Origin of the sequence: Oceanobacillus sp. E9 (assembly GCF_001741975.1) — a bacterium.
In the GTDB taxonomy this organism is placed as follows: domain Bacteria; phylum Bacillota; class Bacilli; order Bacillales; family Amphibacillaceae; genus Oceanobacillus; species Oceanobacillus kimchii.
This window is the reverse complement of sequence record NZ_LSNA01000008.1, coordinates 136,963-162,433: the sequence shown is the minus strand read 5'-3', so window position 1 is coordinate 162,433 and position 25,471 is coordinate 136,963. Positions and strand designations below refer to the sequence as shown.

Below are 25,471 nucleotides of genomic sequence, written 5' to 3'. Positions count from 1 at the left end.
TTGTATGACCTAGCGCTTTAATTTAATTTAATTTAAATTAATTATTTGTATTGAATGTAGACAACATGTGTTTGTAGAAATTCTTCTAACCCATGCTTACCGTCTGCTCCTCCAATTCCTGATTTTTTCCAACCAGCATGGAATCCTTGTATTGCTTCGAAACTTTCTCTATTAACATATGTTTCTCCGAATTCTAATTCATTACTAGCGCGCATCATGTAATTCACGTTATTTGTAAAGATAGCCGAAGTTAGTCCATATTGACAGTCATTTGCCAATTCAATCGCTTCATCCAATGAAGTAAAAGTAGCAATTGGTAATACAGGTCCAAACACTTCTTCTTTCATAATTTCAAAACTATTATCGACATTTGTAAGTACAGTAGGTTCATAATAGTATCCAGCATCAGTATTTACTCGGTTTCCACCTGTTAATACAGTTGCGCCATTTTCTACTGCACGATTAACCATGTCTTCTACATTTTTAAGACCTGCTTCATTTGATAGTGGTCCCATATCGACTTGTTCATCTCCAAGAGGATTGCCATAACTAACATTGGACATCGCTTTTGTAATTTTTTCAATAAATTCATCAGCCACATCTTCATGTACATAGACTCTTTCTGTACAGTTACAAACCTGTCCCGTATTGATGATTCGAGAGTCAAGAACGGATTTTACAGCCAAGTCAATATCTGCGTCCTCCATAACTATCGAAGGCGCTTTACCCCCCAATTCAAGAGACACTTTTGTGATATTTTTCGATGCTTCCTCCATTACTCTTGAACCAGCTTCTGTACTTCCTGTTAAGCTTATCATTCCGATTTTTTCGTTTTTAGACAATTCTTCACCAACAACGCTTCCTGAGCCAGTAACTATATTAATAACACCTTTTGGTAAACCGACTTTATCTAAAATCTTTGCAAAAGCTAAAGCATTATTAGGAGAAACACTACTTGGTTTAATTACAATCGTATTTCCAGTTAATATTGCAGGTGCAGCTTTTCGTGCAATTAAGAAGAATGGGAAATTCCAAGGTAATATACCAGCTACAACACCAATTGGTTGTTTGAATACAAGGATGTTTTCATTCTCTCTATCACTTGGTACGATTTCACCTTCATACTTTCTCGCCCAACCAGCAATATATTCAAAGTACTCAGCAGTAACACTGACCTCTACAACAGCTTGATCAAGAGGTTTCCCCATTTCCTCAGAAATAATCTTTGCATATTCATCAATGTTTGATCTGATCTCCTTACTTATTGCAAATAAATAAGTTGCTCGTTCGCTTGATGGAAGCTTTGCCCACTCTTTTTGCGCTTGTACAGACCCATCGATTGCTCTTCTAGTATCTTCTAAGCTAGCTTTTGGAACTTTCGAAATTACTTCCTCTGTTGCAGGATTTGTAACGTCAAGTGTTTCATTACTACTAGCATGGACAAACTCTCCATTAATGTACATTTGATATGTTGTTATCGCTTTCAATTCTGACATATTTTCTCATCCTTTCTATTATTCAGAAGTTATTATAATACTAGACAGAAAAAAAGAGACTGTCAACAAAAAACAAACATAAACAGAAATTAATCGCTTTGTTTATATTGATAAACATATGAATATATATATAAAATATGCTTTAAATTAGAGGTTAAAATGGAAGTGTGGTAATTGATTGAGATGAAATAAAAAATTTTAAGTATATAAACAAAACATTTCAAAAATAAAATTGTTTATTTGTGTTGACTTCGAAATGAAAGCGTATTACTATAAAAGCATCAAGTTAGTGTAATCGTTATCATTTTTACTGTTCAGAAAGAAGGGGATTTAATGAAGCGAAAAGGGTTCATTATGACGGTCTATCCGGATAAGCATGATGAATATGAAAAACGACATAATGAAATTTGGCCGGAAATGGTCGAGGAACTAAATCAACATGGCGCCCGCAATTACTCGATCTTTTTAGATAAACAAACGAACCAATTATTTGGTTATATAGAAATAGAAAATGAAGAAAAATGGGACAAGATGGCGAAAAATTCAATCAATCAAAAGTGGTGGGAGTTTATGAAGCCAGTTATGAAAACGAATTCAGATAATAGTCCTGTATCAATAGATTTAAAAGAAGTTTTCCATATGGACTAGAGGAGGAAATAAAGAATGGGGAAGCAAAGATTTGCGGCTAAAAACGTGACTGGCTGGAAAGCGACTATTGCAATTGCGATGGCGAATTATATTGAAGCTGGATCAATTATTGCTGCAGCTAGTAGTCTTACATTATGGCAAGCCTACCTTGGGTTTGATAGTTTAGGAGTTGGGTTGCTTAGTGCACTTAGTGCGAACGCTTTAGGTGCAGCAATTGGTGCACTTATTGGAGGGCCCTTAACAGATAAATATGGAAGAAAAATAATTTTTAGTTATGATTTATTAGTTTATATGATTGGTGTTGCTTTGATTGCAGCATCTGTAAACTTCCCAATGTTGTTAATTGGTACGATCTTTACTGGTATTGCGGTGGGGGCCGGAGTTCCAGTTTCTTGGACTTATATTGCTGAAGAGTCACCAAAGAAAAAAAGAGCCGCGCATGTTGGGGCCGCTCAGTTAGCCTGGTCGATTGGCCCAATGATTACATTTGCTTTAGCAGTACTTGTAGCGCCGTTAGAGTTATTGGGATCTAGATTAATCTTTATTCACTTATTTATCGTTGCTGGTGTAGCTTTGTATATTCGTAGGGGTCTTCCAGAATCTAAGATTTGGGAAGAACAAAAAGCGAAAGACGATGCGGATAAAGCAAAAGGTATTGTTAAAAAAGGTACTTTAAAAGAGTTATTTACACTGAAACCAAATAGAGAAGCTTTATTCTTATTACTTGGTATTTACTTATTTTGGAACTTAACAGCGGGAGCGATGGGATATTTTATGCCATACATTTATGAAAATGTAGGTGGTTTAAGTAATATGCAAGCAAACTTATTACAATCGTTCCTATGGATGTTCACCGTGTTAACCACTTTCTTTATCTTCATGAAATTAGGGGATAAAATGAGTCGTAAAACATTGTTTACGATTGGTGCACTTATGGGTGTGGCTGCCTGGATAATCTTAACATTTATGCCAATGACTTGGCCGACGCTGATTGCCTTTGTTATTTTGTGGGGATCTGCAGCTGGTATTGGTGCTCAAGCATTTTATGCACTTTGGACGAGCGAATTATTCCCAACAAGATATCGTGCAACCGCACAAGGATTTATGTACTTTATTGTACGAACAGGAATTGCGCTTTGGTCAGTCGCGTTACCAGTAATTATGGACACGTTAGGATTTGTAGTTGCAGGGATTGTAATGATTATATTCCTCGTTATCCATTTAGTTATTGGAGTTGTTTTAGCACCTGATACTAGAGGTAAAACATTAACAGAAATTGAAGAAGAGCGTTATGGCAAAGAGCGAATAGCAAATTAATAGGATACAACAAAAAAAGTAACGGTACTTACGTTGCTTTTTTGTTTTTATTTGGTAAAAAGGAAAGGAAACAAAAATAATCTTTGTTTATTTTTGTTTTTGTTGACTAATCAAAAAGATAACGTTATCATAAACGTACAGAAGGTATGATTACTTAACTTGACGATTTTATAGATAGAAAGATGGCAGTATTCTATTGGTTTCAAGGATGGTGAATTAGATGCAACAACAATGCAACTTAGCGGTAGATATAGGAGCTTCCAGTGGGAGAGTTATCGCTGGGTACTTACGAAATGGAAAATTGCAATTAGAGGAAGTTCATCGTTTTGATAATAAATTAATCGAATTGAACAACTATTTTTGTTGGGATATCGATCGGATTTATCATGAAATATTAACGGGTATTAAATCTGCGGTTGATAAAGGGTACCAGCCTATAAGTCTAGGAATTGATACATGGGCTGTTGATTTTGTTTTGTTAGATGAAAATGATAAACGATTAACAGATGCAGTTTCTTATCGAGACCCACGGACAGATGGAATGATGGAGGAAGTCTTCTCTCAAATAAGTAAAGAACGTCTCTATTTAGAAACAGGAATTCAGTTTCAAAAATTTAACACGATTTATCAATTACAAGCATTAAAGAATAGCAACCCTGAGTTGATAGAGAAATCAACAAGTTTTCTAATGATACCAGATTATTTAAATTTTTTACTTACAGGGAAAAAGGTTAACGAATATACCAATGCAACAACCACTCAATTAGTCAATGCATTCACAAAAAAATGGGATATCGATTTAATTGAAAAGTTAGGTTTTAATTCGAACATGTTTATGGATATCCAACCTCCAGAGTCAGTAATTGGTAATCTTCGCCCAGAACTTCAAGAAGAATTAGGTGTTGATTTTAACATTATCTTACCTGCGACACATGATACTGGTTCAGCTGTTGTAGCTGTCCCTGAACTAGAAGATACGCTTTATATTAGCTCAGGGACTTGGTCTTTGATCGGGGTGGAAAATCATTTTCCCATCTGTATAACAAAAGCACTAGATTATAATTTTACGAATGAAGGCGGAGCAGATTATCGGTTTCGTTTTTTGAAAAACATCATGGGGTTATGGATGATTCAAGAAGTGAAGAGAAATTTTAATGATGAATATGACTTTGCCGACTTTGCTGCTATGGCGAAAGAAGAGTCATTTAGTTCTATTGTTGATGTTGATGATAATCGATTCTTAAAACCTGAAAATATGATTAAAGAAATAAAAGCATATTGTGAGGAATCCAACCAAGCTATACCTCAATCGCCAAGTGAAGTGGCTAAATGTGTATTTAATAGTTTAGCAGTTAGTTATCAACAGGCAATCTCTCAAATTGAAGAAATTTATGAAATTGAATTTCCGACCATTCATATTATTGGTGGAGGTTCAAAGAATGAAATGTTAAATCAATTAATTGCAGATACAACAGGAAAAATAGTAATCGCTGGTTTATCTGAAGCTACAGCTATTGGAAACTTAATTGTTCAAATGATGGCAACTGATCAAATAGATGATATTGAGCAAGCTAGACAATTAATTAGAGCATCATTTGATTTAAATACCTATACGAAAGTAACAATGGAGGGGTAAATATGGACGTGAACCAAAATTATGAACAAGCGAAGAAACAATATGAAAAATGGGGAGTTAATGTTGAGGATGCATTAGAGAAGTTGAAACAAATTTCGATTTCAATTCATTGTTGGCAAGGAGATGACGTGACAGGATTTGAAGTCAATCAACAGGAATTATCCGGGGGTATCGATGTAACTGGAAATTACCCAGGTAAAGCAACTACACCAGAAGAATTAAGGAATGACCTTGATAAAGCTTTATCACTTATTCCCGGTAACCACCGAATCAATCTACATGCGATTTATGCAGAAACAAATGGAGAAGCGGTGGAACGTGATGAGATTGAGCCTAAGCATTTTGAGAACTGGGTTAAATGGGCAAAAGAAAACGGGTTAGGACTAGACTTTAACCCAACATTATTTTCTCATCCAAAAGCAGATGACGGCTTAACGTTAGCGCATCCAAATAAAGAAATTCGAGATTTTTGGATTCGTCATACGATTGCCAGCCGTAAAATCGCAGCTTACATGGGGAAAGAGTTAGGAACTTCTGCATTAACAAACATCTGGGTTCCAGATGGGTATAAAGATATACCAAGTGATCGTCTGACGCCGAGAAAACGTCTAGAAGATTCACTAAACCAAATCTTTGAAGAGGAAATAGATAAGGAATATAACGTTGATGCAGTAGAGAGCAAATTATTTGGAATAGGATCTGAAGCGTATGTAGTAGGATCACATGAGTTTTATATGGGCTATGCATTGAAGAACGATAAATTATGTCTACTAGATACAGGACATTATCATCCTACAGAAATGGTATCTAATAAAATTTCTTCGATGCTATTATATAGTGATGAATTAGCTTTACATGTATCTAGACCAGTTCGTTGGGATAGTGATCATGTTGTTATATTAGATGATGAGTTGCGTGAAATTGGCTTGGAAATTGTCCGAAATGATGCCTTAGATAAAGTAAGAATCGGCCTAGATTTCTTTGATGCAAGTATTAACCGAATTGCCGCTTGGACAATTGGTACTCGTAATATGATTAAATCGTTATTATACGCGTTATTAACCCCGAATGAGCACTTAAAACAATTACAAGAAGAAGGTAATTTCACCGATCGTTTAGCCATAATGGAAGAATTAAAAACTTATCCATTTGGGGCTATTTGGGATTACTACTGTGAATCTATGGATGTGCCAGTTGGAGAGTCATGGTTAAAAGATGTAAAAGAATATGAAAAAGAAGTTTTATCTAAGCGATAAGTTTAGGCAGATATAAAGTGGAAAGGAAGAGAATCATGACACAAGAAATTACACAACAAGATGTATTAGAAGCACCGTTTATGAAAGAAATGATGAATACAACATATGATATGTGGAAACTTGGATGGGATGAACTAAATGGAGGTAACATTAGTTATCTATTAAAGGAAGAAGAAGTAAAAAGTTATCTTGATTTGAACCAAGTAAAACGAACTATTTCATTAGATTTTCCAGTGAAAGAATTGGCAAATCAATATTTTCTTGTGACTGGATCGGGTAAATTCTTCAGAAAAATTATAGAGAATCCAGAAGAATGTTTAGCAGTAATACGCGTAACTAGTGGTGGAGAATCTGTGGAGCTGTTATGGGGATTAAGTGATGGAGGAAGACCGACAAGTGAATTAGCATCTCACTTTATGAGTCATATCATTCGATTAAAACATGATCCGGATCACCGAGTGATTATGCACACACATGCAACAAACTTAATTGCAATGACATTTACTCATGAATTAGATGAAGTTCCATTTACTCGTACATTATGGCAAATGTGTACGGAATGCTTAGTGGTATTTCCTGAAGGAGTAGGGATACTTCCTTGGATGGTTCCTGGAACTTCTGAAATTGGAAAGGCTACTGCTGAAAAAATGAATGAATTTCGTTTAGCAATTTGGCCACATCATGGAATTTTTGGTGCGGGAGAAACAATTGATCAGGTGTTTGGATTAATAGAAACGGTGGAGAAAGCTGCAAAAGTCTATAATCTTGTAAACGCACATCCAGATGGTGCTAAACAAGTAATTACTGATCAGCAACTGATCGATTTAGCAGAAGCTTTCCATGTGAATCCTCCTAAAAAATACTTTCCTTAAAAGGCTGATGCAATTATGAAAAAACGAAGCAGTAGTAATACAAATGTTTAGATCTTTCCATGTAAGTTAAACCTAGTATAAAATGGGTAACATATAATAAAAATATGGTATGCTATTTTAGAGAATATGTTAGAGGTAAGAGAAGGAAGTGGTTAGATGCTTGTAGCAGAAAGACATCACAAAATAGTTGAATTAGTGAATGAGAAGAAGAGCATTCGAGTTTCTGATATGAGTAAATTATTTGCTGTTACAGAAGAAACGATTCGAAGAGATTTAGAAAAGTTAGAGAAAGAAAATAAGTTAGCTCGTAGCCATGGTGGTGCAGTTAGCTTACATCCAAATGATTCTTTAGAAATCCCTTATTCACAAAGAGAAATTATGAATGTACGTGAAAAACAAAAAATTGCGATGGAAGCCATTAAACATGTTTTTGAAGGGGATAAAATCATTTTAGATGCAAGTACAACTGCCTGGTATATGGCAAAAGCATTACCTGACTTACCTTTAACCGTCATGACTAACTCCATTAAAGTTGCAATGGAACTGAGTAACAAACACCAAATTAATGTCATTTCAACTGGTGGAACACTGCTTTCTAAATCACTCTCTTACGCTGGACCTTTAGCAGAAGCTTCGTTTGATAGTTATCATCTTGATAAGGCATTTATTTCTTGTAAAGGTCTGCATCTAGAAAGAGGAATAAGTGAGTCAGATGAGCAACAATCTCGCATTAAAAAGAAAATGATTGATAGTGCTGATTCTATTTATTTAATGATAGATTATAGTAAATTTGGCAAAACTGCTTTTTCAAAAATTGATCAAATTGAAGTCGCACATCATTTGGTTACAGACAGCAAGGCAGATCAAACATTGATTCAGTTGCTAAAAGAAAAAGGAATCCGTGTAACGGTAACGGAAGTACAGCATGATAAATAACACAATAATATAGACCATATATTAACAGCCGTCACTAATGAAGTGCGGCTGTTATTTTTATTAGATGGAGCATAGCGGGCTCGAACCGCTGACCTCTTCACTGCCAGTGAAGCGCTCTCCCAGCTGAGCTAATGCCCCGTTAATGAAAGTATATCTACTCTATAAAACTATTTCAATATAACTATACTTCATAGAGGAAAACAAGTCTATACTACTGTTTTCCTCTTTTTATAGGATAAAAGTTCTGAATTTACACTATTTTTACAAAAAAGCAATGGAATAGAGAGAATTTTTGTGCAATATTTAAAGAGAAACGATTGTTTATGTCGAAATAAATACAATCGTATTAAAAAATGGTAACGGAGGGAAAATATGAGAAAGGTAAAGAGATCGTTTAGTATGTTAATGATCTTTGCACTAATTATGATGAATGTAACACCAGCGTTATCAGTATCTGCTGAAAGTGCTACAACTGTAGATACAGTTGCAGAAGATCTAATTCTTTCGGAATATGTGGAAGGATCTTCGTTCAATAAAGCGATTGAAATCTTTAATGGTACAGGAGAAGCTGTGGATTTATCGAATTATTCCTTAGAATTATATAGTAATGGAGCTTCTTCTGCTAGTCAGTCTTTATCACTATCAGGTACTTTGGCTAATGGTGATGTTCTTGTTCTAGCACATCCGAGTGCAGATCAGGAAATCTTAGATCAAGCTGATGTAACAAATGGTTCTGTGATTAATTTTAACGGTGATGATGCAATAGCTCTATTAAATAGTGGAGAGAAACTAGATGTTATCGGGGAAATTGGAGAACGGACCAATTTTGGTCAAGATGTTACGTTAGTTAGGAATGCGTCAATTATTTCCCCAAGTACGACGTTTAATGTAGAAGATTGGACGGAATACGATCAAAATACGTTTGCATATATAGGTTCTCATACCATGGATGGAATACCAGAGGAGCCAGGTGAACCAGAAGAACCTGGAGAGCCGGGAGAACCAGACCCAGAGCAGTTACCTATCTCGGATGTTCGTGACCTCTCAGATGGAGAAGTGGTTACAGTAGAGGGAATTGTAACGGCAGATAATCAAGCGATTAGTAATGGCAGTCAATTTACTACATATATCCAAGACGAGACGGCTGGTATTAATCTATTTGCTTTTGAACAAGGTGAAATCTCTGATGTTACAAAGGGTGACAAAGTTGTCGTAACTGGTGAACTTGCTACATATAATGGATTAAAAGAGATTGTACCTACTTCATTAGAAGTGATTGATTCTGGTTTAGATTTACCAGAAGCACAAACAATAAGTTTAGAGGAATTACAAGATGAAGAATTAGCCGAATCACTAGAAGGGCAACGAGTTCAAGTCAATGGTTATATTCGATCCATTCCAGATAGTCCTGCCGGTGGTGGATATAATATTACAATTACCGATGCAGATTTTAATGGAATGACGCTTCGTGTCATGGAAAATGCGCTTGATATTTCTGAAGTAGAATCAAATACTTGGTATGATATTACCGCTATCGTAAGTCAATACAATACGTATCAATTAATTCCTACGGAGCAAGCAGATATCGAAGTTGCAGATGAACAACCAGAACCGCCTTCTTCTGAAGGGTATTATGAGACTACAGTAGAAAGTGTGACAGATGGTGATACCATACGTGTGGCTGAACCTGTTTTTGGTGAGAAGCGTGTTCGATTTGTAAATATGGATACTGCAGAAACGTATGCTGCTCATAATGATGATCCTGCACGTGAAGAAATTAATAACAACCAGAAGTATTACGGAGATTTAGCAGCGGATTATATAGGGGAAATCATTCAACCAGGTGATGAGATTTATCTAAAGGTTGGAGATGAACCAACAGATGACTATGGACGTATATTGGCAGAAGTTATCCGTAAAGATGATGGTTTAAATGTAAATTTAGAAATGGTAGAAGCAGGATATGCATCTACGTACTTTATTGCACCGATTGATGAGGAAGCATACCCTGAATATCAACAAGCAGTGAAAGAAGCAAAAGATGCTCAGTTAGGAATTTGGAATCCGGAAGATCCACTTTTAGAATTGCCATTTGTCTTCCGTGCAAATGATGATCAAAAAGGATTCCAACGATATGTTGGAAACTCCGATACAATGCAATATGTAGTACCAGATAATTGGGCAGATGTACCTGTGGAACATCGTATCTTCTTCTCAAGTCCAGAAGAGGCTGAATCTTATGGATATACACCGGTTAGTAATGGAGAAGAGCCTTCCGAGGAAACGCTAGATTTACAGCTTATTAGTATGAATGATTTACATGGGAAGATAGATCAGGAATATATGCTAGATTTAGAGGGAACTGGCGAATCTGAATTGTATGGAAGAATAGATTATACAGCTTCTGCGATCAAAGAGCGTCAAGAAGGAAATGAACATTCGATGCTTGTTCATGCAGGAGATATGATAGGTGGAAGTTCTCCAGTCTCAGGTTTATTACAGGATGAACCAACAGTAGAAATTATGAATGCAATGGGGTTTGATGTTGGTACTGTCGGAAACCATGAATTTGATGAAGGTTTACCAGAGCTACTAAGAATGATTGAAGGTGGCGATCATCCGGAAGGAAAAGGGACAGAAGGATATGAAGGTATGGATTTTCCATCCCTTTGTGCGAATTGTGTATATGAAGATACTGGTGAAACTTTCCTCCCCCCGTATATTATTGAAGAAGTAGATGGTGAAGAAATTGGATTTATTGGAGTAAACACTCAAGAAACTGTCAATATGGTTATGCCTTCTTCATTAGAAAACGTGAAGTTTACGGATGAAACAGAAGCTGTAAATGATGCAGCGGAAGAATTAACGAGTAAAGGTGTAGAAGCGATTATCGTGTTAGCGCATATGCCAGCGTATCAAAATGGAGATGATGCAACAGGTGCTGCTGCTGATTTAGCACGAAATGTCAATGACTCGGTTGATGTGATCTTTGCTGGACATAATCATGTGGAAAATAACGTATTAGTGGATGATAAATTAATTATCCAAGCAAATGAATACGGAAAAGCATTTGCGGACGTGCAATTAGTTTTAGATCGTGAAACCGGTGATATTATTGAAAAAGAAGCTGAAATCGTTTATGTAAAACAAAGTGATTATACGCCAGATGAAGAAATCACTGCAATTTTAGATAAATATGCTGAAGAAATTGCTCCGATTATAAACGAAGTGATTGGTTATAATGCACAAGACTTAACGGGTGATTATACCAATGATGGCGATCACGGATTAGGGAACTTATTATCTGATGGAATGAAAGAAGCAATGGATAGTGATTTTGCCTTTATGAATGGCGGTGGGATACGAGATGACCTCTTAGCAGGTGATGTCACTTGGGGAGATCTATACAATATCCAACCATTTGGAAATACATTAATGACAGTGGAAGTTACTGGTAATGATGTTTACGAGATATTAAATGAACAAATTCACCCGGAATATGGCCCTGATTATAGTGTGAGTGGTTTGCATTATAAGTGGAACCCAGAATTAGGAGAAGTGATTAACGTTACTTTCCCTGATGGTACACCAATTGATTTGGAAGAAACGTATATCTTAACGGTTAATAACTACATGGGAACTTCGGAAGGACCGATTAAAGATCTGGGAGAAAATCCGACTATGGGTCCTGAGGATATTGAAGCTACAGTCGAATTTATCCAAGCGATGAACAGCTCAGAAGATAATCCAATTGTATATGAGGCAGAAGGAAGAATTTCACAAACAGATGAAGAACCAGGTGAACCGGAAGATCCGGGAGAACCAGAGGAACCTGAGGAGCCAGGAGAACCAGATTATATTATTGAAGCTATACCAGATAGAGGATTATTAGCAGTTGTTCGAACTAGAGATCTTTTGTTTGTAGAAGAAGGATCAGATGTGTTAGTCGATGTTTCGAATGAAAGTAGATTACGCATGCTTTTAATGACGCTTCCTCAAGTATATATATTAAAGAATAAGCAAGTAACACTTCATGTCACCAATGGCGAAGAAACAAAGACATTTAATATGGCAGAAGAGAAATTAAGAACAATGATAGTCTTATTAATGAAATAACTAGAAGTCGAATTTACCTGTAGAGAACGGTTTAGTTCTCTACAGGTTTTTCATGTTTACAAGTCGATATTAGTTACCTTATAGTTGTTATAGTAGTTTTCTATTTTAAGGTAGGAGATTAAAAAATGACAAAACAAAGACAAAAAATAGACGCAAGGTTTAAAGTAGCGAATAGAGAAGCTTTAATTGGAGTAGGTTTAGTTATATTTAATTTTATTTGGTGGTTCGGTTTTGCCTATGGATTGGGAGGTAAAGATCCAGAAGATTATTCGTATATATTGGGGTTTCCAGCTTGGTTTTTTTATAGTTGTATTCTTGGATTTATTGTAATGGTCATATTAACCGTAATAGCAGTTAAATTCTTTTTTAAAGATATACCACTTGATGATGAAGAAGAAAATCAATCTTAATACCGAGTCAATGGGTTTAAAGCGAGGAGACAAATGTAATGAATTGGGAAGCGGTTATACCATTATTCTTATTAATTTTTATCATATTTTTAGTTGGAATTTGGTCAAGTAAATTTGTGCGGAATACAGATTCTTTCGTACAAGAATATTTTCTTGGTGGTAGAAGTTTAGGTGGCTTCATATTAGCGATGACTCTTGTAACCACTTATGGAAGTGCAAGTAGTTTTCTCAGTGGGCCGGGAACTGCTTATAACGAAGGGTTAGGTTGGGTTCTTTTATCCATGACTCAATTAGCGACAGGTTATTTTGTGTTAATGGTATTGGGCAAACGATTTGCGATTGTTACACGAAAGTATAAAGCAGTAACTATTGTAGATTTTTTAAAAGAAAGATATGAATCCAAATGGGTCGTTTTATTATCTTCATTCAGTATATTAATATTCTTGTTTTCTGCAATGTCAGCTCAATGGATAGGGGGAGGTAGGTTAATTCAATCGCTTACTGGTATGTCTTATCTTTCTGCATTATTTATATTTTCTGCTGCAGTACTTATCTATGTCATTGTCGGGGGATTCCGAGCAGTAGCAATTACGGATGGAATTCAAGGAATTATTATGTTTATTGGTACATTAATATTATTAATTGCTGTAATTGTTGCCGGTGGTGGAGTTCCACAAATTATGGAAGATTTACGTGCAGAAAATGTGAATCTTATAACGCCTTATGGTGAAGATGGTGGGTTAACACCAGCGTTTGTATCTTCTTTTTGGATATTAGTGGGTGTCGGTGTCATTGCGCTCCCCCAAATTGCGGTACGAGCAATGTCATATAAAAACTCGCGCTCACTTCATAGAGGCATTATTATTAGTACGATTGTAGTTGGGTTTATTATGTTAAATATGCACTTAATCGGAGTTCTTGGTAGACCAGTAGTACCTGGAATTGGAGTAGGGGACACGGTAATGCCAATACTTGCACAAGAAGTACTTCCTGGATGGCTGGCTGGGATTGTACTGGCAGCACCGATGGCAGCAATTATGACAACAGTTAATTCATTATTGTTAATGGTTAGTTCCACGGTTATAAAGGATGTATATTTAAATTATATTGAGAAAGATGCTACAGATAGAAAAGTGCGTGGTTTGAGTATGGGAGTGACTGCCCTCATTGGGATGATCGTGATAATTATGTCACTACAACCTCCAGATTTAATTATATGGTTAAATCTATTTTCGATGGGTGGCTTGGAAGCAGCGTTTATTTGGCCAATTGTACTGGGATTATATTGGAGGCGAGGCAATAAATATGGTGCAATAGCTTCTATGATAACAGGTGTGTCAAGTTACATTATTTTTGAATCTTTCTTTCCACAACCATTTGGCCTGCACTCTGTTGTTACATCGATAACCATTGCATTAATAGCTTACATTATCGCAAGTTTATCAAAACAACACCCAGTATCACAAATGAGTTAAATGACTCAAATCTATTTATTATCCTACAAAAGTTTATATATTTGCTAAGTTTATTTTTAAGTATCGCTCATAAAACGAGCGATACTTTTTATTTTGTTAATGGGAAGTACTAAACTTAACCTATTTCAAGAAAATTTGGATCAGCCAAAAGGAGAAGTGAGGGGAGCGAAAAATCACCACTGGATCACTTTATGTAGTGCTGTCAGACTTAAGTCGTAGGATAAATCCACCTTTAGGGGTTCGTTATTTTTTAAAATATTCGTTATAATCAATATTAAGGAGGTATCAAAATGTTATTTTATAAACCATCAAACCAAATAAATGAACAGAAAAAGATTACTAACAATCGTATTAACTCAATTACTATTCAATCTGGATGGGCAGACGTGAATGTTTATACACATAAGGAAAATCATATCTCCTTATTTCTAACCTCCATTGAACATGGACCATATTGGATCGTAGAAGAAAACAAAGATCAATTACGTCTAGCTATAGAACCAGGAATTAAAAGATTACATTTTCGATTCACTCCAACCTTTAAATTAGATATATATGTTCCAGAACAAAATAACATAGACTGGGACGTTGAAACGGGTTCTGGAAATGTTTATTTTAACGAACAAATTGTTCAAAATATTACACTAAGAGTTGGATCTGGAAACTTCAAAGGCAAGAGTCTTACAGTAAAAAATGCCTCAGTAGAAGTTGGATCAGGTGATGTGAATATCAATAATTTTAATGGGAAAAACCTTCAGCTAGTAGGTGGATCTGGAGACATTAAATTAGTAGATGTTACATGTAACACAATCATGTCCAAGATAGGATCTGGTAGTATAACACATAATCATGTTCGATATAAGGAAATGATTTCAGAAGGCGGATCAGGTAATCTATTTTTGGAAAATTTCGAAGGTGAAACGAATATGAAAGTAGGAAGCGGAAGTATAGAAGTAATATTAGATAAACAACCAAATATAAAATGTGATTTACAAACTGGTAGTGGAAGTATTATAACGGGGGGAGAACGTGTATCCAGTAAAAAAATCCATAAAGTGTTTGGTAAATCAGAGTGTGCACTGTCATTAACCAGTGGATCCGGTGATGTAGTGTTGAAACAGTCCTATGATAATAAAAAATAAACCAAAGGAGCGTTATATATGATAGGGAGAAACGGAGCAATGGAACTAATTACAAAAGTAATAAAATGTAATGATGTAAAAAAGATACAGATGGACATCTCGGTATCAAATATCACAGTGGAGCCATATGAAGGAAACGATATTGAACTTACTTATACTCAAAAGATCGATAAACCATTGTGGGATATACATGTCCAAGAAGGGATACTATCTATTCATTTACAACATAAAACCACAATTATAAGACGAACCGAAGACTATAAATTAAAGATTAAATTACCTCGTGAATTTATTTTAGACGGGTCTCTAAACAATGGTGTTGGTCATATTAGATTCACTGAACTTACAATCGGTGAATTTAGTATACAATTAGGGTCAGGTGGAATCCATTGTGAAAAGGTTGAAGCCAATGATTTGAGCATTAATGTTGGAGCGGGCCATTTACAACTTCAACATATACATGCGACAAATCTTGATGCTCAAACAGGAACCGGATCTATCTCTACGAAAGATCTAAAGGGAAATGCAGATTTAAATAGTGGAGTAGGTAATATAAATATAGCTTTAGAAAAAGATTCTAATATTAAATTAGATTTATCGACAGGTATTGGAAAAGTAATAAAAGATGGGTGGTCAGAGTCTAGTCCTTCAATTGGAAATACGAGTATATTACAAGGAGAAGAAGAATATTGTATATATGCTGTAACTGGTGTTGGGAACATAAAGGTGCATAAAGAGTCAGAAACAGTTGGTAATTCTTAATCATCTTGGGAGGGTTAGAATGATTATTCGTAAGTATAAATCGAGTGATACAGCTGAGTTAGTGGATTTGTTTTATGAAACCGTTCATGTTGTTAATAAACAAGATTATACAAAAGAACAATTGCATGCATGGGCACAGGTTTCAAACAAGCAGCAAAAAAAAGACAGATGGTATCACTCCCTGAATAAAAATATTACTTATGTAGCCGTGATGGATAACATCATTGTTGGCTTTATTGATATGGAAAAGGATGGCTATCTTAATCGCTTATTTGTACATAAAGACTATCAGCGACAAGGAATAGCAAAGCGGTTATATAATAGTATTGAAGATGATGCGAAACAATATAATATAGAAAAGCTATATACGAATGCAAGTATTACTGCTAAACCTTTTTTTATACAATGTGGATTCACTATAATTCAAAAACAAGAAGTAAATATAAATGGAGTGATACTGGTAAATTATAAGATGAGTAAGATAATAAGGACACAAAAGAATGTAAAGCGACGCTGGAATAAAACAATTCAATCAAAAGAATAATTCAAACAAACGACGACTCTTCAACTATACTTTGTTGTGTACTGGTCGTCTTTCACTGCAATTCGTAGCTCTAATCTAACCTAGGGAGGTTCTTCCCGTTGGAGTTTACGTAAATTCATGTTCTTTCATTATTCATCTTGACGTTATATTTGTTTTTCCCAGCGTCTGGTAACTTATTTATTCCACTCTTTGGCTAAGTTAATAAAATATTCGATAGCACTTTCGTTGATGAGTGATCCTTTATTCATAACTTGCTCGATACTTGCGCCCATTAATATTTTCTTTATGGGAACTTCAATTTTTTTGCCATTTAATGTTTTAGGTAATTCTTTAACTTCAAACATATGAGTAGGCACATGTCTTGGTGAACAGTGCGTTCGTAGGTTGTTTTTAATAGATCGCTTTACTTCATCCGTAAAAGGCTTTCTATCTTTCATAACTACAAACAAAGGAGTAATCGAATCTCCGTTTGGTTGAGGCAAATCTATCATTAAACTATCTTCTACTTCTTCAATTTGATCAACAGCTCGATAGATTTCACTTGTACCAATACGAATACCTCCGCGATTTATGGTTGCGTCCGAACGACCATAGATAATAGAGGTGCCTTTTTCTGTAATTTTTATATAATCACCGTGACACCAAACCCCGCGATAAGTGTCAAAATAACTATGATACATTCGCATACCATCATCGTCATTCCAGAAGAAGATCGGCATACATGGAAATGGTTTTGTTAGCACTAACTCTCCAATTTCATTAACTAATGAATTTCCATTTGGATCATAACTTTCCACTTTCGCTCCTAGACCGCTACACTGCAGTTCTCCTGCATAAACTGGTAAAGTTGGAGAACCAAGCAAAAAGGCCGTACATACATCGGTTCCGCCACTCACAGAAGATACCCAGATATCTTTCTTCACATGAGTATAACACCATTGAAATCCTTCAGGAGGTAACGGAGATCCAGTTGAACTTATATTTTTTAAATTGGAAAGATCGAATTCTTCACCTGGATGGATATCCTTCTTCATCGATGAAGTTAAGAAGCTCGCACTGGTTCCAAATACAGTCATTTTTGTATCCTCAGCAAATTTCCATAAGTAACGTTCATCTGGATAGGTTGGGCTTCCATCGTATAAAATAATACAACTTCCAGTAAGGAGCCCTCCAACAAGAAAATTCCACATCATCCAACCTGTTGTAGTAAACCAGAAAAAACGAGAATCCTTATCTAAATCGAGATGTAAGTGAGTGGATTTTAGATGCTCGAGTAACATCCCACCTTGGCTATGAACGATTGCTTTAGGTTTTCCGGTTGTACCAGATGAATAGAGTACCCAAAGCGGGTCATTAAAGCCAACCGGTGTATAGGTTAGTTCTAAAGGTTTACTAGCGTGAACGGCATCTGTCCATGTTATTGGTCGTTTTAAATTAGAAAAACCTGCATCGTCATACAAGTAAGGAATCGTAATCGTTGCTTCTAAAGAAGGTATTGTTGACTGAATCTCTTCGATAATAGCAATTCGATTAAAGCTTTTACCACCATATTGATAACCATCTATGGTAATCATAACTTTAGGTTCAATTTGCTGGAATCGTTCAATAACACTTTGTTTTCCAAAGTCAGGAGATGCACTGGACCAGATTGCTCCGAGACTAGAAGTGGCCAGAAAGGCAACAATAGTTTCATAAATATTAGGAGCATAACTAGCTACTCGGTCGCCTTTTGTTACTCCGATATTCTTAAGTGTTTGTTGTAGTGCAGCTGTATCTTGATAAAGTTGTTTCCAGGAAATTTCTTGCATTTCTCGCGTTTCTGAAGCATGTATAATGGCAGGATTTGAATTATTTTTATGCTTAAACACATGTTCTGCATAGTTTACTTTTGCCTCTTTAAACCACCTAGTTCCAGGCATCGATGTACTGGATAATACATTTTGATAGGGGTGGTGAGAAATTACATTAAAGTATTCCCATATCGTTTCCCAAAAGGAAGTAATATCGTCTACTGACCATTTCCACAAAGAAGCATAATCGTTCAAATGAAGTTGTTTTTTTTCTGCTAACCATTGCTGATATGCATACATATTTGATTGTTTAATTTGTTGCTCGTTCGGTTCCCATAATAATGTACCTTCTTCTACTTTCACACTCTCTTCCCCCTTTGACTCTAAACTCTTTATATCTTATTATATGAAAACGTTTTCTTTGCGTAAAGGGTACTTTTATCCCGCGTGTAACGAGCCTACTTCAAGAATATAAGGATTAGTTAAAGAAAATAAGCGGGGGATAAATTGACCTTAATTTTCCAATTCAAGAGCCTTGCTCATACCTTTATTAGTGGAGAAGGAAAACACCCAAGTTTCATCTTCTTATCATGCTGAAAAAAGGCTGATCTCATAATCAGCCTTTTTTCGTAGCTTGTGTCATTTGATGCCATACTGATCCTTGGGCTTCCTTGCCACCTCGAATACGTTCAAGCGCCATATTTATTTGCATTCTTACCTCAAATTCGGGGTCATCTGCAGCATCCTCAAGCGGAGCAATAGCTGATTCATCTCCAACTTCATATAGGAACATAGCCGCACGCCAACGAACTAATCGGCTTTTGTCTTTCAATGTCGTAATCATTTTTGGTGTAGCTTCTACAAATCCAAGGTCAGATATACAATCACCAGCAGTACGTCTTACATTAACAGCTTTATCTTCTAAGGCTAAATAGAGCAATGGTAGCACTTTTTTATCTTCAATCATCCCAAGATATGCCGTTGCAAGTCGTCGAATCGATGACTTTTCATCGTGTAGTGCTTTTTCTAACAGATCTAAATCATCGATAGTAGGATCTAGTCGGTCTAAAGCAGCATAGCGATTTTTCCAATTAGGATCATCCAACTTTTCAATAGGCACAGATTGATAATAGCTGGAACTCTGCTCGGTTTTATCAGTTTGGAATGCTACGTTTACAAGTGTTCGAAGTCTTTCTTCGTCATAGCTAGCTTTTAGTTCTTCAACAACTTCTTCCCCAATTTCATCCATATCACCATATCTTGGGTGTTGTTCCACCCATTTACGATCCATAATTACATTTGTAGATGCTGGTGAAGCATCCATGACAGCATTTGTAAAAAGCTCAGGTAGTCCAAAGCGTTTCTCTTCATCGTCTTCTTCAAGTTTTACTTGCATCGGAATACCGAGGAACATCTGAATAAAAACACGGACTTCACCAAAACTATCTTGCTCAACAGAAGGTGTAACATTTTGGATTGATATTTCTTCTGTTGTACCAAGAACTTCACGTACTTGTGGCAATAATTCTTCCCATGATGTCTTTGGGTGTCTCGCTAATGCAATAAAATCTACCACACGATAAATATTTTTAACACCTGTTAATGAAAATAATTGCTGTACATAGTTAGGCGCATTATTTAAATCGTCTTTTTCATTGTAATTATACGTTTCGTCTGGAGGTAGGGATTCATTCAAATTAATTTTCATTGAATGTGGGCTAGGTGTTGGTTCAATAGATACTATTTTCATAACCAATATACCTCCTATTTATTTGCTAATACATTAATAAATTCTCGTAAATAATCTGGTAAATCTGGTGGGCGACGACTTGATACTAAATTCTCATCCACAACGACAGGTTCATCAACCCAAGTCGCTCCAGCATTTGTCATATCATCTTTTATCCCAGGAGTACTTGTTACTGTTTTTCCATTAAGGATATTCGCAGATATAAGCACCCATCCAGCATGACAAATTTGACCGATTGGTTTTTTTGCTTGGTTCATATTACGAACCATATCAAGAACTTCTGGAAATCTACGTAATTTATCTGGTGCCCAGCCGCCAGGTACAAGAATCGCATCATAATCAGCATCGTTTACATCCTTATATGCAAAGTCAGATTCTGCAGGCACTCCATATTTGCCTATATATTTGTAATTTGCTTCTTTTCCAATAAGGTCAACCTGTGCACCTTCTTCGCGCAACCGGAGGACAGGGTACCATAATTCTAAATCTTCAAAGTCATGATCAACAAGTGCTAATACTTTTTTATTTTGTAATTGCATCGTTTTATTCCTCCATTCTATATATAAGTTTAACAGACGTTGTACCTGTTGACGATTAGAATGATTAATAAGTAACCGTAAAAACATAAAAAAACGGTTGGAATGAATCAACCGTTATATTCTGCATATTTGATAAAGCTTTGTTCTTCTTCAATAAGTCCGCATGCAGCACATTGTACTTTTAATTTAGGACCTTTATATAACTGATGAAAAACTTCAACATTTTCATCGGTGTAAGCGTTAATTGTTTCACCAGTTTGTGGGTCCATCTTCACAGGAGTTGCATGCTGTTCAATTAAATTAAATCTTGATCGGTTTGTTTTACAATTGGGACATCGATATGCATGTGTCATAACATCACCTCCAACAATAGTATTCCTTTGATGGAGAATTTTATCACGCATGGAACGTGGATGAGATTTAACAAAAAGTTTTGTTCAAAAGACAAATGATAGATAGAATAAGCATAAGTAATATATGGAGACTCCTTGAAAATCAAAAATCGATTTTCTGCGGGCGATGCAATGCTGTCGAGGTCTTCCTTGTCCTATGGGAATTAGGCATAGGTAAGACCAGGAATGCGGAGCATCCGGAGGCTCACCAGCCGCCACTGGATAAGCACAGTATATTTCTAAAGCGGCTTTTTAGAGTCTATTCATTCGGGTTTATCTTTTGCGTAAATACTTTTGTCTCTCCCTCTACTTCTGTCACTATTAAAGTTTTACTTTACGAAATTTCTCTTTGCATAGTGATTAATTATTTAAACCAAGATTTGATCCGATCCACTATTCCTTGTTCTTTTTGACCATCATCTTCTACGCTGTCTGATTCTTCCTGATCGTTGTCATTTGAAAGATAGATATCTTCTTTATCAATCGCATGATTGTAAGTTAATACGGCTCCAATTTCTGTTTGGTGTTCTTGATTACTAATTGTTGTATGTGAAATCTTATATTTATCAGCTAAATCCCTTTCTTGCTTTAAGAATTTATAAGCTACGCTACCATTCATTAATAGTGTGGAATTAGGATGTTTTTTCATTTCTATTTCTAACTTTTCTAATCCACGATCGGACATCACTTCACCAATTGTTAAAGCGAGAATCACACGTTCACGTAACGTACCTAAAAAGTGCTTCCGTTCAGCCTCTTTTGGTAAACGCGTACCATACATGCCTTCTTGTAAATAGTCATCAACATTTTTCTTTGTCATATGCTTTCATCCTTTATATTACTGTTATTGTTAATGTACACCATTATTGTATGTAAAAACAAAGAAAATCTATCAAAGAATTTTCTAATGGAAAAAGCATTTATGATACTATAAAAGTAATGAAATGCAAACTGATAGGAGGTCTAGTGAAAATGGAACGAAGTCATAAAAGACCAATTTCTTTAGGAAATGGTATCTCACTGATAGACGGATATGATTTAGATGTAGAGAGTAGGACAGGTGTTTATGTTTTGGAGGAAGAAGAACTAACCATTATTGAGACAGGCCCAAGCCCATCGGTTCCTTATATCAAAGAAGGTCTTGAAGCGTTAGGACATGATTTAACAGAAGTGAAATATATAATACTTACACATATTCACTTAGATCATGGTGGTGGTGCAGGTCGGCTACTACAACTATGTCCAAATGCAACAATAATTGTCCATCCTAAAGGAAAGCGACATTTGGTTGATCCGAAAAAGTTAGCTGCAGGAGCAAGAGCTATTTATGGAGAAAGTTTTTCTGATTTGTTCGAACCAATTATACCAGTGCCTGAAGATCGTATTGTCGTAAAATCAGAAGGGGACAACCTGACTATTGGTTCAGATCGTAAACTTGAATTTTGGGATACTCCGGGACATTCTCGACATCATATAGGAATTTATGATCCATTGAGTAATGGGATGTTTACAGGAGATACTGCTGGAATACGTTATGAACAGCTAATACCACATGGCATTGATTATTTCCTGCCATCTACATCTCCTAATCATTTTGATCCTGTGGCAATGAGAGCTTCTATAGAGAGAATGCGTAAGAAAAACTTGGATTACATTTACTTTGGCCATTTTGGTGCAACAGATTTAGTTAATCAAACGTTTAATCAAGTTGAATATTGGCTCGATATTTTTATACAGCAAGGCGAAAGAGCCGTAGCAGAGGAAGAAGGTTATGACGCAATAGCCAAAGCTTTATTGAAAAAAGTTCAAGCAGATTTACAGGATAAGGGTATACCAGATGACCATAAAGTATATACAATTATTAATTTGGATTTACAAGTGAGTGCTTTAGGAATTATTGATTATTTACAAAAGCAATCGTCCTAATAAAGTAAGTCATATGATTAAGATAACCCCCCAACCTTACCTGAGCATGAAAGTTCAGGTGAAGTTGGGGGTTACTTTAAGGTTATATGTTCAGTAGCTTTGAAGGAGCGACAATTTCTACTTTAATACGGTCAGGGTCTTCAAAATAAACAGCGTAGTGATTCGGTCCTCCAGCAAAAGGATGGCAATCTTTATACAGAATAGGGATTTGTTTTTCCTTCAATTGTTCTGTAAGTGTATCAACATGTTCTTTTGATTCAGCGTGGAAAGCTATATGATTTAAACCGACTCTACGACGGTGATAAGCAATATCTAAAAATTTATCTTCAGCTTGGACAAATACAATATATGATTGACCTAGCTTCCAACTTTGACCTTTCTCCCATTCTTGATAAGGCTTATAACCAAGATTTTCTAATAACCATCCCCAGAATTCTTGAGATCGTCGTAAATTGGAAACATAAAATTCAATATGATGTATAAGTCCTTTCATCTTCGCCAACTCCCATTTGCATTAATTGTTTTTCATCTATTACAAGTCCAATAGGGCAATGATCACTCCCTAATACAGAAGAATGTACTTCCGATTTTTTTAGAGCAGGAATAAGTTGTTCTGATACGATGAAATAATCGATTCGCCATCCTATATTTCGTTCACGAATAGTTTTCATATAAGACCACCATGTAAAGATGTCGTCTTTATCGGGATGAAAATGACGAAGTGTATCGACAAATCCGGCATCTAGTAATCGCGTCATTTTACTTCTTTCTTCTTTTGTAAATCCAGAATTTCCATGATTTGTCTTATCATTTCTTAGATCAATTTCATGATGTGCGACATTCAAATCCCCGCAGTAAATAAGAGGTTTTTTCTTATTTAATTTCTGTAAATAATCAAATAATCGGTCTTCCCATTCAAGTCGATCTTCTAAACGGGTTAAATCACGCTTGGAATTTGGAGTATATACATTGATCACGTAAAAAGATTCGTATTCTAAGGTAATAATTCTTCCTTCTGGTTCAAAATTATTGGAATCTAAACCATAGAAAACATGAAGTGGTTCCCATTTGGTGAAGATTGCTGTTCCTGAATAACCTTTTCGCTCGGCGTAATTCCAATATTGATAATATCCATCTAAATCTAATTGAATTTGACCTTTTTGTAATTTTGATTCTTGAATACAAAAGAAATCTGCGTCCATCTCTTGGAAAAAGTCTAAAAAACCTTTTCTAACGCAAGCTCGTATCCCATTCACGTTCCATGATATAAAATGCATATCTGTTCTTCCTTCCTCAGTAATCTGATAGTCATTTTATCATAATTCGTTTCTTCCCTGTTGAAATCACGATTATTTTGTAAAATAACATTTCCCGGGAAATATGTTGTCGAAAGGCTTTAGACAAAAAAGGGAAGAGAAGGGGTTTATTTGCTATATCTATTTAGTAATAATACATGGATCTTGTTAAGGGCTAATAGAATATGTAAATAAATGTTTGCTGCTATAATTCCAAACAAAACAAATATCATGAATTCACGTATATCAAATGGTCCATCATCAAATACAAATAATACACTGATGATTATGCAAGCTGCTAATGAATATAAAATTAGTTGTAATAAATAGTGTGCAAAATTCGATGAAATATTTATTCTCTTAATAACCATATCAATTACCATAGATATAATAGCTCCTGCAATAAACGGAGGAATGCTAAACATGAATACGAAAATAAATGTTTCCCAAAAACCGAAGTAATATGTATTAGGTGCACGTTGGGAAACCGGTATATAAAAAGCCCATGAATAAAGTGTACTGAATAATATTATTGAGAGTATCGTCGTATGTAATCTCTTCAAACTATTTATCCCCCTAATTCTATGAATTTCATTACCAATTTTATCTTATTTAGATGATGAATCAACAAAAAGTAATGAAGAAATTTGATTATTGAAATTAATTTTTGTGAAAAACAAAAAAGTCACTTGTATCCATAGTGTATTAATCGTATAATACAGTGAGTGTATTATGCGATTAATACACTAAATGAATCCAATTCCTGGTTTCAAGATGAAGGAGAGAAAGCAATGAAATTGCAATTCAATAAGCGAGAACCTGTTTATATTCAGGTCAAGAGACACCTAAAAGAACAAATTGCAACTGGAAGATTAAAACCTGGAGAAGAAATCCCTTCACGAAGAGAGTTGGCTAGTCAGTTAGAAATCAATCCAAATACCGCTCAACGAGCGTATAAAGAAATGGAGGAAGAAGGATTGATATATACAGAAAAGAATCTTCCTAGTTGTGTTACTTCTGACACAAAGAAGATAGAAGATATTAGAGAGGAACTCATCAATGGTGCTATTGAACATTTTTTACAAGCAATAGAACCTATCCGTTTATCGAAAAAGGAGATTATTGATCGCATTAAGATCCAATATGATGTCACAAATAGGGAGGATTAG

23 protein-coding genes and 1 tRNA gene are annotated in these 25,471 nt (G+C 35.5%); 14 read left to right on the top strand and 10 right to left on the bottom strand.

The features are described from left to right. Nucleotides 1–41 precede the first annotated feature (41 nt). Nucleotides 42–1,496, bottom strand: a complete 1,455-nt coding sequence (gene aldA, locus AQ616_RS14475) for an aldehyde dehydrogenase (RefSeq protein WP_084822487.1) — start codon at nt 1,494–1,496, stop codon at nt 42–44. Between the two features lie 333 nt (nt 1,497–1,829). Between aldA and rhaM the strand changes: the two genes are divergently transcribed. From rhaM to AQ616_RS14445, 6 genes are all read left to right on the top strand, one after another. After that, nucleotides 1,830–2,144 (top strand): L-rhamnose mutarotase, encoded by a 315-nt coding sequence (gene rhaM / locus AQ616_RS14470; protein ID WP_069686087.1) that lies wholly within the window; start codon nt 1,830–1,832, stop codon nt 2,142–2,144. A 15-nt stretch (nt 2,145–2,159) separates the two neighbouring features. Further along, nucleotides 2,160–3,461, top strand: coding sequence for an MFS transporter (locus AQ616_RS14465; RefSeq protein WP_069686086.1), 1,302 nt, complete (start codon nt 2,160–2,162; stop codon nt 3,459–3,461). A gap of 220 nt (nt 3,462–3,681) precedes the next feature. Continuing rightward, entirely contained in the window at nt 3,682–5,097 is a 1,416-nt protein-coding gene (rhaB, locus tag AQ616_RS14460) for a rhamnulokinase (RefSeq protein WP_017795575.1), read from the top strand. A gap of 2 nt (nt 5,098–5,099) precedes the next feature. Then, nucleotides 5,100–6,353, top strand: coding sequence for an L-rhamnose isomerase (gene rhaA / locus AQ616_RS14455; protein ID WP_017795576.1), 1,254 nt, complete (start codon nt 5,100–5,102; stop codon nt 6,351–6,353). A 35-nt stretch (nt 6,354–6,388) separates the two neighbouring features. Next, the gene (rhaD, locus tag AQ616_RS14450; RefSeq protein WP_017795577.1) at nt 6,389–7,225 is read left to right on the top strand and encodes a rhamnulose-1-phosphate aldolase; all 837 of its coding nucleotides are present in this window, start codon (nt 6,389–6,391) and stop codon (nt 7,223–7,225) included. A 156-nt stretch (nt 7,226–7,381) separates the two neighbouring features. After that, nucleotides 7,382–8,161: a DeoR/GlpR family DNA-binding transcription regulator gene (locus tag AQ616_RS14445; RefSeq protein ID WP_017795578.1), complete on the top strand. Its 780-nt coding sequence runs from the start codon at nt 7,382–7,384 to the stop codon at nt 8,159–8,161. A gap of 65 nt (nt 8,162–8,226) precedes the next feature. Here the strand turns inward: AQ616_RS14445 and AQ616_RS14440 are convergent. After that, a tRNA-Ala gene (locus AQ616_RS14440) sits at nt 8,227–8,299 on the bottom strand. A 234-nt stretch (nt 8,300–8,533) separates the two neighbouring features. Here AQ616_RS14440 and AQ616_RS14435 point away from each other — a divergent pair. From AQ616_RS14435 to AQ616_RS14410, 6 genes are all read left to right on the top strand, one after another. Continuing rightward, a complete protein-coding gene (locus AQ616_RS14435) occupies nt 8,534–12,277 on the top strand; it encodes a 5'-nucleotidase C-terminal domain-containing protein (protein ID WP_069686085.1) in 3,744 nt (1,247 codons plus the stop codon). A gap of 125 nt (nt 12,278–12,402) precedes the next feature. Continuing rightward, complete coding sequence (locus AQ616_RS14430) at nt 12,403–12,687, top strand: YhdT family protein (protein WP_017795580.1); 285 nt, start codon at nt 12,403–12,405, stop codon at nt 12,685–12,687. Between the two features lie 38 nt (nt 12,688–12,725). Then, nucleotides 12,726–14,162, top strand: coding sequence for a sodium/pantothenate symporter (gene panF / locus AQ616_RS14425; protein ID WP_017795581.1), 1,437 nt, complete (start codon nt 12,726–12,728; stop codon nt 14,160–14,162). A gap of 290 nt (nt 14,163–14,452) precedes the next feature. Then, nucleotides 14,453–15,304, top strand: a complete 852-nt coding sequence (locus AQ616_RS14420) for a DUF4097 family beta strand repeat-containing protein (protein WP_069686084.1) — start codon at nt 14,453–14,455, stop codon at nt 15,302–15,304. Between the two features lie 18 nt (nt 15,305–15,322). Continuing rightward, nucleotides 15,323–16,066, top strand: a complete 744-nt coding sequence (locus tag AQ616_RS14415) for a DUF4097 family beta strand repeat-containing protein (protein WP_069686083.1) — start codon at nt 15,323–15,325, stop codon at nt 16,064–16,066. A 19-nt stretch (nt 16,067–16,085) separates the two neighbouring features. After that, the gene (locus AQ616_RS14410) at nt 16,086–16,610 is read left to right on the top strand and encodes a GNAT family N-acetyltransferase (protein ID WP_069686082.1); all 525 of its coding nucleotides are present in this window, start codon (nt 16,086–16,088) and stop codon (nt 16,608–16,610) included. Nucleotides 16,611–16,783: 173 nt separating this feature from the next. Here AQ616_RS14410 and AQ616_RS14405 read toward each other — a convergent pair whose 3' ends face one another. The 5 genes from AQ616_RS14405 to AQ616_RS14385 form a co-directional block, all read right to left on the bottom strand. Next, complete coding sequence (locus AQ616_RS14405; RefSeq protein ID WP_084822486.1) at nt 16,784–18,763, bottom strand: acetoacetate--CoA ligase; 1,980 nt, start codon at nt 18,761–18,763, stop codon at nt 16,784–16,786. 253 nt (nt 18,764–19,016) lie between these two features. Further along, entirely contained in the window at nt 19,017–20,150 is a 1,134-nt protein-coding gene (locus AQ616_RS14400; RefSeq protein ID WP_069686080.1) for a conserved virulence factor C family protein, read from the bottom strand. A gap of 14 nt (nt 20,151–20,164) precedes the next feature. Then, complete coding sequence (locus AQ616_RS14395; protein ID WP_017795587.1) at nt 20,165–20,689, bottom strand: type 1 glutamine amidotransferase domain-containing protein; 525 nt, start codon at nt 20,687–20,689, stop codon at nt 20,165–20,167. 107 nt (nt 20,690–20,796) lie between these two features. Continuing rightward, the gene (locus AQ616_RS14390; RefSeq protein WP_011064911.1) at nt 20,797–21,042 is read right to left on the bottom strand and encodes a hypothetical protein; all 246 of its coding nucleotides are present in this window, start codon (nt 21,040–21,042) and stop codon (nt 20,797–20,799) included. Nucleotides 21,043–21,445: 403 nt separating this feature from the next. Further along, nucleotides 21,446–21,901 (bottom strand): YueI family protein, encoded by a 456-nt coding sequence (locus AQ616_RS14385; RefSeq protein ID WP_069686079.1) that lies wholly within the window; start codon nt 21,899–21,901, stop codon nt 21,446–21,448. 152 nt (nt 21,902–22,053) lie between these two features. Here AQ616_RS14385 and AQ616_RS14380 point away from each other — a divergent pair, with 152 nt between their 5' ends. Next, a complete protein-coding gene (locus AQ616_RS14380) occupies nt 22,054–23,007 on the top strand; it encodes an MBL fold metallo-hydrolase (protein WP_069686078.1) in 954 nt (317 codons plus the stop codon). 82 nt (nt 23,008–23,089) lie between these two features. Here the strand turns inward: AQ616_RS14380 and AQ616_RS14375 are convergent, their stop codons facing one another. The 3 genes from AQ616_RS14375 to AQ616_RS14365 form a co-directional block, all read right to left on the bottom strand. After that, nucleotides 23,090–23,500, bottom strand: a complete 411-nt coding sequence (locus AQ616_RS14375) for a VOC family protein (protein ID WP_017795590.1) — start codon at nt 23,498–23,500, stop codon at nt 23,090–23,092. After that, nucleotides 23,475–24,284, bottom strand: coding sequence for an exodeoxyribonuclease III (locus tag AQ616_RS14370; protein ID WP_069686077.1), 810 nt, complete (start codon nt 24,282–24,284; stop codon nt 23,475–23,477). The genes AQ616_RS14375 and AQ616_RS14370 overlap by 26 nt, the downstream gene beginning before the upstream one ends. Before the next feature lie 146 nt (nt 24,285–24,430). Next, nucleotides 24,431–24,865, bottom strand: a complete 435-nt coding sequence (locus AQ616_RS14365) for a hypothetical protein (protein WP_017795592.1) — start codon at nt 24,863–24,865, stop codon at nt 24,431–24,433. A 228-nt stretch (nt 24,866–25,093) separates the two neighbouring features. Here AQ616_RS14365 and AQ616_RS14360 point away from each other — a divergent pair, with 228 nt between their 5' ends. Next, the gene (locus AQ616_RS14360; RefSeq protein ID WP_017795593.1) at nt 25,094–25,471 is read left to right on the top strand and encodes a GntR family transcriptional regulator; all 378 of its coding nucleotides are present in this window, start codon (nt 25,094–25,096) and stop codon (nt 25,469–25,471) included.

Coding starts and splice junctions, on each gene's coding strand:
- AQ616_RS14430 (WP_017795580.1), top strand. CDS start 12,403: ATGACAAAACAAAGACAAAAAATAGACGCAAGGTTTAAAGTAGCGAAT.
- AQ616_RS14390 (WP_011064911.1), bottom strand. CDS start 21,042: ATGACACATGCATATCGATGTCCCAATTGTAAAACAAACCGATCAAGA.
- AQ616_RS14385 (WP_069686079.1), bottom strand. CDS start 21,901: ATGACAAAGAAAAATGTTGATGACTATTTACAAGAAGGCATGTATGGT.
- rhaD (WP_017795577.1), top strand. CDS start 6,389: ATGACACAAGAAATTACACAACAAGATGTATTAGAAGCACCGTTTATG.
- AQ616_RS14435 (WP_069686085.1), top strand. CDS start 8,534: ATGAGAAAGGTAAAGAGATCGTTTAGTATGTTAATGATCTTTGCACTA.
- rhaA (WP_017795576.1), top strand. CDS start 5,100: ATGGACGTGAACCAAAATTATGAACAAGCGAAGAAACAATATGAAAAA.
- rhaB (WP_017795575.1), top strand. CDS start 3,682: ATGCAACAACAATGCAACTTAGCGGTAGATATAGGAGCTTCCAGTGGG.
- AQ616_RS14380 (WP_069686078.1), top strand. CDS start 22,054: ATGGAACGAAGTCATAAAAGACCAATTTCTTTAGGAAATGGTATCTCA.
- panF (WP_017795581.1), top strand. CDS start 12,726: ATGAATTGGGAAGCGGTTATACCATTATTCTTATTAATTTTTATCATA.
- aldA (WP_084822487.1), bottom strand. CDS start 1,496: ATGTCAGAATTGAAAGCGATAACAACATATCAAATGTACATTAATGGA.
- AQ616_RS14395 (WP_017795587.1), bottom strand. CDS start 20,689: ATGCAATTACAAAATAAAAAAGTATTAGCACTTGTTGATCATGACTTT.
- AQ616_RS14400 (WP_069686080.1), bottom strand. CDS start 20,150: ATGAAAATAGTATCTATTGAACCAACACCTAGCCCACATTCAATGAAA.
- AQ616_RS14465 (WP_069686086.1), top strand. CDS start 2,160: ATGGGGAAGCAAAGATTTGCGGCTAAAAACGTGACTGGCTGGAAAGCG.
- rhaM (WP_069686087.1), top strand. CDS start 1,830: ATGAAGCGAAAAGGGTTCATTATGACGGTCTATCCGGATAAGCATGAT.
- AQ616_RS14370 (WP_069686077.1), bottom strand. CDS start 24,284: ATGCATTTTATATCATGGAACGTGAATGGGATACGAGCTTGCGTTAGA.
- AQ616_RS14445 (WP_017795578.1), top strand. CDS start 7,382: ATGCTTGTAGCAGAAAGACATCACAAAATAGTTGAATTAGTGAATGAG.
- AQ616_RS14375 (WP_017795590.1), bottom strand. CDS start 23,500: ATGAAAGGACTTATACATCATATTGAATTTTATGTTTCCAATTTACGA.
- AQ616_RS14420 (WP_069686084.1), top strand. CDS start 14,453: ATGTTATTTTATAAACCATCAAACCAAATAAATGAACAGAAAAAGATT.
- AQ616_RS14360 (WP_017795593.1), top strand. CDS start 25,094: ATGAAATTGCAATTCAATAAGCGAGAACCTGTTTATATTCAGGTCAAG.
- AQ616_RS14415 (WP_069686083.1), top strand. CDS start 15,323: ATGATAGGGAGAAACGGAGCAATGGAACTAATTACAAAAGTAATAAAA.
- AQ616_RS14410 (WP_069686082.1), top strand. CDS start 16,086: ATGATTATTCGTAAGTATAAATCGAGTGATACAGCTGAGTTAGTGGAT.